The 14757-nt window shown below is 48.4% G+C and carries 10 protein-coding genes; 6 read left to right on the forward strand and 4 right to left on the reverse strand.

The annotated features are described in order from the left end of the window. Positions 1 to 26: 26 nt before the first annotated feature. The gene (locus BMZ56_RS12915) at positions 27 to 1208 is read left to right on the forward strand and encodes a glycosyltransferase (RefSeq protein ID WP_090627338.1); all 1182 of its coding nucleotides are present in this window, start codon (positions 27 to 29) and stop codon (positions 1206 to 1208) included. Here BMZ56_RS12915 and BMZ56_RS12920 read toward each other — a convergent pair. After that, positions 1190 to 2473, reverse strand: coding sequence for a dipeptidase (locus tag BMZ56_RS12920; protein ID WP_218146556.1), 1284 nt, complete (start codon positions 2471 to 2473; stop codon positions 1190 to 1192). The two genes, BMZ56_RS12915 and BMZ56_RS12920, sit on opposite strands and share 19 nt — an antisense overlap. Before the next feature lie 90 nt (positions 2474 to 2563). Between BMZ56_RS12920 and BMZ56_RS12925 the strand changes: the two genes are divergently transcribed. From BMZ56_RS12925 to BMZ56_RS12940, 4 genes are all read left to right on the forward strand, one after another. Then, positions 2564 to 3118 (forward strand): TetR/AcrR family transcriptional regulator, encoded by a 555-nt coding sequence (locus BMZ56_RS12925; protein WP_090627341.1) that lies wholly within the window; start codon positions 2564 to 2566, stop codon positions 3116 to 3118. A 29-nt stretch (positions 3119 to 3147) separates the two neighbouring features. Continuing rightward, on the forward strand, positions 3148 to 4065 hold the full coding sequence (locus BMZ56_RS12930; protein ID WP_090627343.1) for an NAD(P)/FAD-dependent oxidoreductase: 918 nt from the start codon (positions 3148 to 3150) through the stop codon (positions 4063 to 4065). Between the two features lie 102 nt (positions 4066 to 4167). Next, entirely contained in the window at positions 4168 to 5505 is a 1338-nt protein-coding gene (locus BMZ56_RS12935; protein WP_090627890.1) for a M16 family metallopeptidase, read from the forward strand. A 32-nt stretch (positions 5506 to 5537) separates the two neighbouring features. After that, positions 5538 to 6968: a M16 family metallopeptidase gene (locus tag BMZ56_RS12940; protein ID WP_090627346.1), complete on the forward strand. Its 1431-nt coding sequence runs from the start codon at positions 5538 to 5540 to the stop codon at positions 6966 to 6968. A gap of 114 nt (positions 6969 to 7082) precedes the next feature. Here BMZ56_RS12940 and BMZ56_RS12945 read toward each other — a convergent pair whose 3' ends face one another. From BMZ56_RS12945 to BMZ56_RS12955, 3 genes are all read right to left on the reverse strand, one after another. Further along, a complete protein-coding gene (locus BMZ56_RS12945) occupies positions 7083 to 9074 on the reverse strand; it encodes a RagB/SusD family nutrient uptake outer membrane protein (RefSeq protein WP_090627348.1) in 1992 nt (663 codons plus the stop codon). Between the two features lie 21 nt (positions 9075 to 9095). After that, a complete protein-coding gene (locus BMZ56_RS12950) occupies positions 9096 to 12626 on the reverse strand; it encodes a SusC/RagA family TonB-linked outer membrane protein (RefSeq protein WP_218146557.1) in 3531 nt (1176 codons plus the stop codon). A 189-nt stretch (positions 12627 to 12815) separates the two neighbouring features. Then, a complete protein-coding gene (locus tag BMZ56_RS12955) occupies positions 12816 to 13946 on the reverse strand; it encodes a FecR family protein (protein WP_090627350.1) in 1131 nt (376 codons plus the stop codon). A gap of 165 nt (positions 13947 to 14111) precedes the next feature. Here BMZ56_RS12955 and BMZ56_RS12960 point away from each other — a divergent pair, with 165 nt between their 5' ends. Further along, positions 14112 to 14699: an RNA polymerase sigma factor gene (locus tag BMZ56_RS12960; protein WP_090627894.1), complete on the forward strand. Its 588-nt coding sequence runs from the start codon at positions 14112 to 14114 to the stop codon at positions 14697 to 14699. Positions 14700 to 14757: the final 58 nt, after the last annotated feature.

Here is a 14757-nt window from a genome sequence, read left to right on the forward strand (position 1 = left end):
TAGCTTTGCTTTCTCATTTGGCATTCATGCGCATTCTCATCATACATAATCACTACCAACACCCCGGCGGGGAAGACACCGTTGTTGCACAGGAGAAGCAGCTGCTTGCCCAAACGGAACATGTAGAGCTGCTTGCTTTCCACAATCGCAAGGGCTGGCAGGGTATGTGGCAGACGTTTTGGTCGCCCTGGAATATATGGGCTGGTCAGCGAGTGAGGCGCGCCATCAAACGGTACAAACCGGATATCATCCACATCCACAACCTGCATTATGCGGTGGGGCCAATTGCGATCCGTATTGCTAAACGGCAGGGGGTGCCGGTGGTGATGACGTTGCATAATTACCGTCTTATCTGTCCATCCGCGACATTATTCTTCAATGGAGAGCTGTTTATCAACAGTCTACAGGCCCGATTTCCATGGCGGGCTGTCCGATTGGGAGTGCACAGCCATTCCCGTTTGAAGACGTTCTGGCTGGCGTTGACGATCTGGCTACACAAAAAGTGGGGCACCTGGCAGATGACGGACCGTTACATCACGCTCACTGATTTTGCCAAACAATTATTTATCGATTCCTCACTTGGCGTTCCGGCCGAAAAATACGTTACAAAACCAAACTTTGCCGCAACAGACGAACGGAGGGATCACCCAATGGATCAGTCGGAAACGGACCATTTTCTATTCATTGGCAGACTTACGGAGGAAAAGGGAATAAACATCCTTTTGAAGGCGTTTGCCGGTATGGACTTCCGTTTGCAGGTCGTGGGCGACGGCCCTTTACGGAACACCGTGATGGATGCTGTCCGAACATCGCCCAACATCACGTACCTCGGCGCACTCGAACGGGCCGCCATTACGCCATTACTCACGTCCTGCACAGCACTCATCTTCCCCTCTATTTGGTACGAAGGAATGCCGATGACTTTACTGGACGCATTTGCAGCAGGCACTCCCGTGATCGCCAGCGATCTGGGCGCCATGCGGTCTATGGTGAACGATGGGCAAAATGGATGGCTTTTCGCTCCCGGAGATGCCCAAGCACTGCGTGAAAAGGCGAAGCTTTGGCTGGACACAGACAATGCCTATCGGCAACACCTGGGCAATGGAGCCAGGCTGTCTTATAAATTATTATATACGGCTAAACGGAATCAGTTGTTGTTGGCAGCTATTTACGGCGCTGTGATCGAATCTCACCGCCGGGGGAAGTAATTCAGTTCCTTTGCCACGCGTTGCGCTTCTTTCATCACACGGAAAAAATTACCGCCCCAGATTTTTCGGATGTCTTCTTCGCTATAACCGCGCTTTACCAATTCATAGGTAATGTTGCCAGCTTCACTCACATCGTACATTCCCCTAACACCACCACCGCCATTCAAATCAGCACCGATACCCACATAATCAACTCCCACCAGCTCAACGATGTGATCAATATGATCTGCCACTTGTTGCAGGGTAGCCAACACGGTCGGATAGTTTGTATTGATTTCCTGCAAAGCAGCGCTTCTCGCTTCCCGCTCTGCGTCTGTCAATTCATTTACCCGCGGATATTTTTTCTGAAGTGCTTTCATCGCGGCTACACGTTTGGGATTTTCGCTCTTTAGGTAACCGGTGTACATGTTCATCTGGATCACCCCACCTTTTGCTGCCAGTGCCTTGATCATCTCGTCCGACAGGTTGCGTCGATGCCCATATAGGGCTCTTGCAGAACTATGGGAGGCCACAATGGGTGCTTTTGACAGCGCTAGGCAATCCCAAAAAGTTTCATCTGAAGTATGCGAAATATCCACCAACATGCCCAGCCGGTTCATTTCCTTGACGACTTCTTCGCCGAACGCACTCAACCCATGATGTTCTGCACCCTTGGGATCGGTGGATGAGTCGCAGATATCGTTGTTACGCGTGTGCGACAACGTCATATACCGCGCCCCCCAATCGTAATACGTTTTGAGTAACGAAAGGTCACGCCCGATGGCCCATCCGTTTTCAACACCAATAAATACGGCACGCTTCCCTTCCTTTTCCAGCGCATAGGCGTCTTCGGGCGTAGTGGCAAGCCCGGCTAGATCCGGATGATCTGCGACATTTCGGTGAATAACGTCAAACAGTACTTTAGCCCGTCTTTTCGCAGCTGCATTACCGGAATCCGTACGGGGTCCCTGCCCCAAATACACTGCAAAAAATAGTGCGTCCATGCCTCCCTGCTTCATTCTCGGAAAATCAACACGCGACCCGGTAGTCCGCGAATTATGCGTTTTTGACAGATCGAAGCGGGGGTGTGAAACCATATACATGGGTACATCCGCATGTGTGTCCAATGTCAGAACCGCGGCATGAATTTCAGCTGCTTTTGCCTTAATCGCCGGGTCATCGTACGTTTGCGAAGAAACAGGGCAAGCCGCCAGCATTAAACTGCTGAGTGCCATGGAAAAGGCGAAATAGCCTTTTGCTACCGACGGTAATTTAGCAGATTTCATGCAATAAAGGTAAATAAAAGATAACATGACATCAATATGTCACACAAATGAGAAATTAGTCTTTATTTTGTGACACAAAACAACAACGCCATGCAGGATACCAGGCAAAAAATCATTGATGCAGCAATCAGCGTTTTCAATGACGATCCATCGGCCGCATTGGAGCGGGTCGCCGATAAGGTTCCCGTCACCCGTCGGACGCTCCACCGGTATTTCAATGATCGGAATGATTTATTAACTGCGTGCAGCCACGACATCCGTAAACGATGCAGTGAAGCGATGGATCAAGTGTTCCAACAGCCTTTGGAACTGATTGTGCAACTGGAGCAGGCGCTTTACGCTGCAATAGACTGCGGTGCTAAATACGCATTCTTCCATAAACTACATGGCAGTGAAGGTCATAGGCACCAACACAACAACAACGACTGCGCCACCTATGACGCCATGCACGAGCGCCTTCTTCAATTCATCGTTCAGTTACAGGACGCAGGCATCGTTACCAAACACGTTACCGCAGCATGGATCTGCGACTTTTTCACCGGTGTGGTTAACACCGCTGTAAAGGCACTCGCCTCCGGTACGGTTGCCGAACAAAGTCAAAAGCAATTTGCCTGGTTTTCATTTAGTAACGGGATTAGAGGATAGAGACAATCACCGTCATCAATTATTCAATCATGGAAAATAACTCTTTTTTTGAAGTAGTCATTATAGGCGGAAGCTACGCTGGATTAGCTGCCGGAATGGCGTTAGGCCGCGCCCTGCGCCGGGTGCTCATTATCGACGGGGGCAAACCCTGTAATGCGCAGACACCTCATTCACATAATTTCCTTACCCACGATGGCCATACACCGGCACACATCACCGCATTAGGGCGGGAACAGGTGCTTGCTTATCCCTCGGTAACGTTGGTAACAGACGAAGTACGTAATGTAACCGGCGTCGACCGGGATTTCCAGATTGAAATGACGTCCGGAAAACGAGTAAATGCCCAGAAGGTATTGTTTGCCACCGGAATCAAAGACCAACTCCCTGAAATAGAAGGCATCAAAGACTGCTGGGGGATATCTGCCATCCACTGTCCTTATTGTCATGGTTACGAATACCGTGATATGCCGACAGGCCTTCTTGTCAATGGAGAAATGGCTTTCGAAAAAGCACGGCTGATCCATCACTGGACGAAGCAATTAACATTGTTTACGAATGGCAAAAGCACGCTTAACCCGACACACACGAATCAGCTTTCTGCCAGCGGGATCGCCATCGTCGAAACGCCGGTACGGCAAATTGCACATACCGGCGGATTCTTAACCCACGTAATACTATCAGACGAAACCACCGTATCCTTGAAAGCGCTTTATGTTTCAGCTCCTTTTGTACAGCATTGCCCGATTCCTGAAACATTGGGTTGCGAACTCCTGCCAAGCGGACACCTCAAAGTAGACGACTTCCAACGAACCACTGTGCCGGGCATCTTTGCAGCGGGCGATAATGCTGTGAAATTTAGAAGCGTAGCATTGGCGGTGGCTACAGGTACTGGCGCTGGGGCTTTCATTAACCACGAGCTGATTGAGAGCGGTTATACGAAAACGTAACAACAAGCTCGCTTTTTCTTCCAATAATGGTAAACTTGCATTATGTTTGGTCAGCGTGTAGGCGCTTTTAACGGTAAGTCACATATGAATATAGTTTCGCAAATGAAAAAAATCCTATCCATCACTGCGTTTTTCGGCCTGCTACTTTGCAAAGGAGTCGTGGCAGATGCGCAAAGTCGCATTGAATTCAAGGAATTCAAGCTAAAAAACGGCCTTACAGTACTCATGCACCGGGATCATACAACGCCGATTGTGGCCGTATCGGTGATGTACCATGTGGGCTCAAAAAATGAAAATCCTGAACGGACAGGGTTTGCACATTTCTTCGAGCATCTACTTTTCGAAGGTACCGAAAATATCGGGCGCGGTGAATTCATGAAAAAAATTGAATCCATTGGCGGTACGCTCAATGCATACACCACAAACGACATCACCTACTATCACGAGGTAGTCCCCGCCAATTACCTGGAAACCGCGCTTTACATGGAGAGCGAACGTATGCTCCATGCCAAAATAGACACTGTAGGTGTAGAAACACAGCGTAATGTGGTAAAGGAGGAAATGCGCCAACGGTATGACAACCAACCTTATGGTACGATTCTGCGGGAAACCTTCAAACGTTCGCATCGGGTGCATCCCTATCACTGGCCCGTCATCGGCTCGCTCGATCATCTGAATGCAGCCACGCTTGATGAATTCATGCAATTTTACCGCACCTATTATGTACCGAACAACGCCGTGCTTTCCATAGCGGGCGACATCGACTATGCCCAGGCCGAAACCTGGATACGGGCATACTTTTCCGAGATACCGGTCGGTATTGGAACCATCAACCGGCCCAACATAACCGAGCCGAAACGCACGCAGGAAATAAAGGATGTGGTATACGACAACATCCAGCTGCCCGCCGTGGTACTAGCTTATAATCTCCCCTCGAAAAAGCACCGCGACTCGTACGCGCTGAACATGCTCTCCACCTATCTGACCGGCGGAAACAGTTCGCTGCTGACGAAAGAGCTGGTGGATAAGCAGCAGAAAGCCGTGGCAGTAGCCGCATTCCCGCTCGACCTTGAAGACGGTGGGGTATTCCTCGCCTATGCTGTTGCCAACATGGGCATATCAGCAGATACGGTGCAGCGGGCGCTTGATGAACAGATTGAAAAGGTCATTGCCAGCGGCATCTCGGAAACCGATTTTCAGAAATTGCAGGCACAGACAGAAAATGACGTGGTTAGCCGTCATGCTTCGGTGGCGGGAATCGCCGAAAGCCTGGCCGAGGCCAAGACCTTCTTCGGCGATGCCGACGAAGTAAACCACGAAATGGAGAAATACAATAAAGTGACGCGCGAAGATATCCAACGGGTAGCAAAGCAATACCTGGCCCAGGAAGGCCGTGTGGTATTGTATTACCTACCAAAATCTGAAGAACCGAAACAATAACCGAGTGTTTTTCACTGCTAACAAACAAAGACATGAAGAAAATCAGTATATTTCTATTCGCTTTAGCCGGTACCTGCGCCACCGCTTTCGCGCAAGTAGACCGCAGCAAATACCCCGAGCCTGGCCCGGCTCCGCAAATTAACATCGGCGATCCGGTTACATTCACACTGGATAACGGCCTGAAAGTGTTTGTCGTGGAAAATCATAAGCTGCCACGGGTGACCTATTCGCTCATGATTGACCGCGATCCCATCCTGGAAGGGGATAAGGCGGGGCTTACATCCCTCGCAGGCGATATGCTCATGGGCGGTACCACCACCCGCAGTAAAGAGGAGCTCGATGAGGCCATCGACCGTATCGGAGCCCGCATAAATGCGACTTCTACCTCAGCCAGTGCATCTTCACTGAAAAAGTACAACGGGCAGCTACTCGAACTGTTTGCCGACGTCCTTTTCAATCCTGCCTTCCCTCAACCCGAACTCGATAAGCTGAAAAAGCAACTTATCTCATCGCTTGCAGCGGCAAAGGACGATCCCAACAGCATTGTCGGCGTCGTGCGCAATGCGGCAATGTACGGAAAAGATCATCCCTATGGGGAAACGGAGACGGAAAAGACCGTACAAAACCTAGCGGTAGCGGATTTTAAAAACTATTACAACACCTATTTCAAACCGAATGTCGCTTATCTGGCCATCGTTGGAGACATCACGGTGACCGAAGCTAAGCAACTAATAAGCACGTATTTTACCGACTGGCAAAAAGGAGAAGTACCCAAACACGAATGGTTTGTTCCCCAATCGCCGCAAGGAAATAGGATAGTACTGGTAAACCGCCCTGCGAGCGCCCAATCCGTTATCAACGTAGGCTATCCACTGGCGCTGAAACCCAACAATCCGGATGTCATTGCCGTCAATGTGGTAAGCCGCGTGCTTGGCGGTGGCTCTTCCGGGCGTTTATTCCTCAACCTCCGGGAAGACAAAGGGTACACATACGGTGCCTACGGAGGCATCACGCCGGACGAACTGGTGGCCAGACTCAACGCCAGTGCTTCCGTGCGCAATTCCGTGACCGACAGCGCCACCGGTGAATTTATCCACGAATTGAACCGGATCGGGAAGAAGACCATCACACAGGAGGAACTTGACCTCGCCAAGGCCGCCCTCGCCGGCAGCTTCGGCCGGTCGCTTGAAGATCCTTCCACCATTGCCCGGTTTGCCATCAATACGGAACTGCAGCAGTTACCGAAAGACTACTATAAAAACTACCTCAAAAACATGGATAGCCTCACATTGACCCAGGTAAACGATATGGCCGCCAAGTACGTGCGTGGCGATAACCTGCAGATTACCATTGTGGGGAAAACAGACGATTTTGCCGACCGGATGAGCGCATTTGGCAAGGTGCAATTTTATACGACTACTGGCGACCCGGAAGTGATTATCAACGGGGGGGAAGATCAGTGACAAAGAATTAAAATAAAGAGCAACCGCCGGTATGGCAAATTGTACATACCGGCGGTTTCGGGCCGAGGTAAATAGATTCCCAGCAATGCGTTTACGCACCGCTTCTACACCTAACTAATCCTCCGTCTTATCCTCATCGGCCACGGCGTCCTCCCAATTATCCCATTTGGGGGTATTGGGATTATAACCGTCGTATCCATAATTCTGGCTCAGTTCACCTTTATTGTTGGCGGTGATTGCTGCATAAGGAATCGGCCAGTACATATTCTTTTTATCCATGGTGTAGTTAGGGTTGCTATTACCCGTAGCGTTAATCTGAATCGGGCCTTTGTTATACATACTATAATTTACAATGCGTTGATACCAATAGCTTCCGCCTTGCGAATCTGTACCGCTTTGCTGGTCAAACGTTTCGAGGTTGTACGTATTACCCCATTCATCGGGTTGACCACTCCGGGCCAGGCAGAGGGAAACACGTTTCAATTCCACATTGCGCCATTCTTCCCAGTATAGTTCACGGGCGCGCTCGTTCATAATGTCACCGATCGTAACCGTACCCTGATACAATTGGCTTGCCTTTGCACGTTCCCTCAGCGCGTTCAAATCGTCCTTAATGGTACCGTCGGCCGGATTCAGGTAATACTTGGCTTCTGCCCGAAGGAGATACGCCTCTGCCAAACGGTAGAGGTACCAGTCTGCATTTCCTCCGTTTGTTGCGCCGCGAAGACCGTCGGAGCCGGTTATATTCGCTTCATTCACCGGATCGTCTAAGAACAATTTGTAGTGTGGAACGTCAAACCAACGGCGGATCGTGTCGCTGCACAACAAGGCACCATTGTCTGGATTGAACAGCGTAACCGGGTTTCCAAATTCCGAGGATTCTTTGTTATTGACGCGGTAATCTTCCATGCGCACCCAATTGCCCACTTCTGAATTGTGGCGTAAATCCGTTTCATCCATCACACCATTGACGCGCCACATGGCATGGGTATGAAAATACGTGGGGCGAAACGTAGCAATACCACGGCCAAATGCCCGCATATAATCATAATTCGGATTGTAATCGGCCTGGCTGCGCCGGATGTTCAACAGGGCTTGCTTGCCATCCTTTGTTTGCACCCTCCCGTCAAAAAGAAAAGGATATAGGATGCGCATTGTCAGCATTTTCACGAATGCTTCTGCATCTGCACCCCGATTGGGCATGCCCATGATAACCTCCCGATTGGATGCGATCAACTTGTTTTCAGCACGGTGCAAATCCCAGATCACATTACGCGTGATCGGCCAAGTCTCCGGTTCACCTCCATCATTGAACGTTCCGAAATTATCCCGCATCAGCGAATAGCCTGATTGGTCAATTAAGATATCGGTTTGTTCTTTGGCTTTGGCGTATTCTCCTGTTGCCAGGTAGCATTTGGTTAGCAACATGCGGCAAGCTCCTTTATTGATCATACCGGTCAGACCCATATCCTTCTGATCAGGCACCCACTGCACGGCAAGCTCCATATCCCGGGTGATCATTTGCAGAATCGCATCACGCTTGGTACTGCGGTAATTTTGCTTAGGCACCTCCGACACTTTCGTGATCAGCGGTATGTCTCCAAATTCAAATACCAACGCCATGTAGCGGAAGGCACGGTGAAAATATGCTCTGCCCTTGTAAGCATTTTTCGTTTCGTCATCCAAGCTTTCCACCTGATCAACAAATTGGATAATGGTATTTGCATACATAATCCCTTTATAAGTTTCTTCCCAAAGATACCAGATGCTATTGGTCCGATCGAGGTTCTGGTAAGACGTTTCACTGGTGGGCGTGAGCATATTGGCTATGTCGCATAGCATGTTACGTTTGTCCGTTGCGCTAGCCACCATCAGTTCAGAAAAGATGTATTCCGTTCCGAGTGTCAGCATTTCATTGTGATCCGTTGCCCAATATCCTTTGAGATGACGGTCACATATGGCCATGGCCGACATCAATCCCGACTCGGTGCTGAACGTGGCATTCGGCTCGTAAAACGACAGCGGATTGGGTTTCAGGAAATCTTTTGAACAACTATTCATTATTAGGACGCCTCCCGTAAAAAAGGCTACAATAAATTTCTTCATATCATTCACATTAATAAGCGGTTAAAAAACCAAATTCAGTCCCAACGTATAAAGGCGCGTAGCCAATCCTCCGAATCTACCTTCATTATTATTAAAATCCGGACTGACTTCAGGATCTCCGTATTCCCAATCTTTTGCCCACGTGGCCACGTTGCGGATGGTACCGTAAACCTTGACACGGTTCAATTCCAATTTGGAAGACCATTTTGTTGGTAAGGTATACCCTACTGAAATATTCTCCAGTCGGATAAATGAGCGGTCATACAATTTTCCGGCACCGGCCGCTCCCGTAGGCCCTTTGGCTTCAATGCGGCCATAGTCGTTGGTGGGGTTGTCTGGCGTCCAATATTCCTTTGCCGTCACATTCTGCAATGCGTAAGCCATACGTCCCCCATCATCATCGTTGTTGAGGTAGTTACTAAACAAACTCTTATGCCCCATATACGAATAGACATTGAACGAAACACTGAGGTCTTGCCATAAGATAAACTCATTGCGTAACGACCAATGGAAAGGCGCTATGGTTTCGCCGAGGAATTCCTTATCGCGATCGTTGTATACATGGGTAACAGAGCCATCTGCATGGGTCACATCGTCGGCCGTATAGTTGTTTGCTACTTTCGGATCGCCGGGTGCCTGTCCGTACTTTGCAGCTTCCTCAGCTTCGGTAGCCTGCCAGATTCCGGTAACACGATAGTCCCAGATGGCCCCGATGGGTTGTCCGATAAACCAGCTGTTTGAAAGATCGTCCATTTCCTTGGTCCCAACCACATTCCCCGCCGCATCCAATACATCTTCGTATTCATAGTAAAGATGTGTGATCTGATTCTTATTAAAGGAAAAACCGAATGCTGTAGACCATTGGATGTTATCTTTTCGAACATTCAGGGTATTTAGCGTTAACTCTATCCCGCTGTTATCCACCTGGCCGAGATTAGTCGTAATATTCGTAAACCCGGTGAAGCTCGGCAGACGCTGATTCATGATCATGTCATGGGTTTGCATGTCATAATACTCGATACTTCCGGTGATCCGATCGTTGAGAAAACCAAAATCAAGTCCGACATTCCACGATGCGGTTTTTTCCCACTGCAGATTCGGGTTTGCCAGTCGGTCGGCGTACAAATACCGGTATAATTCCAACTCACCGGATGAATTTATATAGCCATGCATTTTACCGGCTCCCGCGGAAAGGTTGGCTAACGCAACATAGGGATTGGCCAATGACCGGTTGCCATTTTCACCATAGGATACACGCAATTTACCCGTGGTCATGATGTCGTTCCACTTGAAAAACTTTTCGTTTGTGAATGACCACGCTAGTGCAACTGACGGAAAAACCGCATATGGATTGGATGTACCGAAAGCAGAATATCCGTCCCGGCGAATGGATGTGGTCAGCAAGTAGCGGTCATTGTAGGAATAAAACAACCGGGCCAGCAAGCCATCGGCCGTCTGGTGCGAGTCGTCGCTTTCGTACGAACTGTTTTCTTTGCTCCCATTTTTGGTGTTGTGAAATCCTAGCGCGTCGGACGGTAAAATATTTCGGGCTTCGATGCGGTCCTTCCAGAATTTCAGCTCTTCAGCCTCCTGCACAAGCGTCACAATAAAGTGATGTTTTTGATTGAACGTCTGATCCCATGAAATGGTATTGTTAAGCGACCAGTCAAAACGCTTTGATTGCTCACGGTTTGCTCCACGCGAGGCAGGGTCGGAACCTGGCAAATCTGCCGACATGAAATAGCGATCGTAGAAAAATTGATAGCGGGGCGACGCATTGAACGAATAGGTGATATTAAAAGGAAGCTTTACCTTGGCATGCAAGATACTGTTGAGCACGGTATATCCTTTTTCCAATTCGAGGTATTGAGTCTGGAAATCGTAGTTATATCCTCGTTGACTATACTCGGAACTCAAAGGGAATTGCACTGGGTTACCCAGCTCATCTGCGTAATCAGCATAGGGGCTGTTGCGCATCAAATAGTCCAGATCAACATTCACGTTTCCATCCGACCTATTTTGAAAATTTACATTTGCGCCGATCTCGAACCAGTCGGTCACTTGGGCATCCACTTTCATGTTTGCACGTACGGACTGATAATTATCACTCACAATCGCTCCCTGGTTCTTCAGATATCCCATCGATAGGTAGTAGTTCATTTTATCTCCGGCACCGCTAACGCTGGCGTTATAATCTTGATCGATACCAGTCCGGAAGGTGCGATCAACCCAATCCACCGTTTTTCCGGCAAGTAGATTCTGGAGTGCATTGCCTGTAAATCCCAGCCGCCTCGCCCAGATACTCAGATCTGACTCATCTGCTCCGTTGGTGGTATATCCGCGCCAATCGTCAATGGAAACCGTTGACGGCAGCTGGTCGGGCTGCATAAAAAAGCCGGGTTGGTCAGCATAAACGCCCGTTTGATAAGCTTCATATATACCTGTTTCCGGATTGACACCATACGTATTCTTTGCGTACCAATCCTGCCGGTGTTGTAGATATGCTTCCGGACTGAATCGCCCCCGGAAATCGCTGGGTTGCGTCGTACCGATATTTGCAGTCATATGGATCACCGGCTTACCTTGTTTCCCTTTTTTTGTATTGACGATGATTACGCCATTTGCCGCTTTTGCCCCATAAATAGCTGCAGCCGAAGCATCTTTGAGCACGTCAATCTGTTCGATATCATCGGGGTTGATTTCAGATAGTTCTCCGTAGAAAATCATTCCATCGAGGATGAGTAATGGATTATTGTGGCCCCCGTCGTTGTAGACAGAGCGTCGTCCACGGATATTTATTTCGCCCCCTCCTTTAGCCGACGGGCTATAACCTACCCGTAAGCCGGGTGTACCGCGCAGGATATCCTGAACGGTCTTCGGATTTTCATTGGCAATTTTATCCGGACGGATTTGAACGATGGAACCGGTGAGGTCTTTCTTTTGCATCGTACCATATCCCACCACCACCACCTCCTCTAGATCACTGACCTCCTGCGTTAAAATGACATCAATGGTGGTGCTGGTTCCCAGAGGCACTTCCTCTTTTTTGTACCCGATTAAGCTTAACACCAAAATGCTGTTGGGTTGAGGAGCTCGTATTTCAAAATTACCGTTGTAATTAGTTTGCGTACCGCCTGCAGTACCCTGGATACTAACCGTTACACCCACTAACGGATTTCCCTCTTCGTCTGTCACCCTTCCGGAGACGAGCTGCTGAAGGTACCTCGTAAGCCCAGATTTTGTGCGCTGGAGGCTTGGCGATCTAACTCTTACTACAATGGTATTCTTATCGATGGTATAGGTAACAGGCTGGCCTTCGAAGACTTCTTCGAGCATCTCTTCTAAGGGAACGTTGTTGAAATCGGCTGTAATTGCAGAAGTCCCCGACAGTGTCAGCGGATTATATAAAACATTATAACCGCTTGCTTTGCGAACCGTTTGGAGCATGTCTTCAAACGAACTGTTGTTAAGCTGCACGGTGATCCGTTGAGCAAAAGTAAATGCGTTTACGTGTATGGTGCCAATAATTGTTAGCACGACCATCAATTTCATGACCTTTACGATTAAGGCATTAAAGACATTACATCTATTTTGTAATGCGACATAGAAGTTATACATTTGGTTTACATGGTTTGTAACAATAAAAAATGTGCAAAATCCTCATTTTAATGTACGGCCAAGTAATTATACCGGGAGCGGGTCCAGCGCTCCTGGTATTTTCGTTGGCGTTGCTTGGTTAACTTATTCCATAACAATCACCCTCCTTCCATCTATTTTGAAATTTACCGTACCTGTCAGTGCGAGCAGATTCAATACGTCCTGTATTTGATCGAATCTCGACATCGATCCGGAAAACTGTTTATCATGCATATTGCCTTGATAGGACACCTCTATATCATACCACCGGGCTATTTTACGCATCACGCTTTCCACAGGTTCGGCATTAAACAGAAAATACCCAGCCTTCCAAGCGATAGCTTCTTCTGGGTCAAACGGTTCTTTTCGTACCTGCTTCTGGTGCTTATCAAAAACTGTCCGTTGACCCGGACTTAACTGATAATTTTGTGCTTCGATGCTTACACGCACTTTTCCCTCCAGCAACGCCGTTTGTTGCTCCTTCTCATCCGGATAGGAAGTAACCACAAATGAGGTTCCTAACACATGGATAGTTTGTCCATCGCACCGTACTACAAACGGCTTATCCGCTTGCTTTTCCACATCAAAAAACACCTCTCCCGACACCTCTACCAAACGTTCATTGCTATTGAATTCCAAGGGAAACCGAATGTAAGAATCCGCATTCAGCCATGCGGTTGTACCGTCGGCTAGCTCAATCTTAAACTGTCCGCCCCTGGGCGTACGGATGGTATGGGTTTGGTTGGCGGAAGGATTGGTTTCCGCTCTTGACGGATCACCGTAAACCAACAATCCATCGTCCAGTTTACGAATGGCTCCGCTACCGTGTCCTGCAAGCTGCGCGCCATCGGCTTGATCCAGCTCAACCTGCGTACCGTCTTCTAATGTCAGTAATGCTTTATTACTGCCAGGCTGGATCGATTCTTGCATTGCGAGTGTCGAATTTGCCAATTCCTGACGGATGTTTAAGCCTATAAAAACGGTTATCCCGATCAACAGTACGGCAGCAGCCGCATAATTGTACCAACGGATGCGCCTGCTTGTGATTTGGTGAAATAACCGCTTACGGATACGATGCCTGACCTGAGTCTGATTTCCCATAGCAGCCTCATCCCAGGGTGTATCCGTTAGCTCGAATGCATCGCGATACGTTTCCAGCAACCGAATTTCGTCTGCCGTACATTGCCCCGCAACATACTTTTCATATAAGGCCATATAGGCGTCCTTGGTCATCATATTTTCGAGGTCTATCTTTATGATAGAGTCAACATACGTTCGGTACACACACAACCTTTCGATTTTCTTTTTTAATCAATTTTCTTTTTCTTTGTCCAACGCTGATGAAGTACTCGTATTCACTTACCGTGATTCAGTTTATAGGCCAATTGTAAATACATGTCCATGAGAACACATTCCGACGCCGAGCTATGGGAAGCGGTAACCCATAATAGCAATAGCGCATTCTCGCTCTTATTTGATCGATATTGGTCGGTTATTTACAAAACTGTATTTTCATATATCAAAGACAACGAACAAAGCGAGGAAATTACGCACGATATTTTTCTGAACCTGTGGCGTGGCCGGCATACGTTGATGGTCCACTCGTTTCCGGCTTATTTACGCGCATCAGCACGATACCATGTCTATCGGTTCATGAAATCTGCCAAAGCATCTCCCATCAGCTATGTTGATGACTGGGATGGAATTCCAGCTCCGAAAGTGACCAACGCCGGCGATGAAAGAATAAACGCTGCTGAGTTGGAAACCGATGTGGACGGACTGCTGACGGACCTACCCATCAGGTGCAGAGAGATTTTTCTTTTAAGTAGGAAGGAAGATTTAACCAATGACGAGATAGCCGGTCGACTGGGTATCTCGAAGCGTAGCGTTGAGAACCAAATCACCCGTGCACTCAAGCACCTACGAATTCAGCTCAAAGCGCTCATTCTGATCGTTTACGTTGCGTTGTACGTCTATCTCTCCGGATAGGCGCTGATTCCGTAAAAACACCCGCTTACAGATCGTTTCATCCTTTTATCCGCTCATA

The sequence above is a fragment of the Parapedobacter indicus genome, from assembly GCF_900113765.1.
Lineage (GTDB): Bacteria > Bacteroidota > Bacteroidia > Sphingobacteriales > Sphingobacteriaceae > Parapedobacter > Parapedobacter indicus.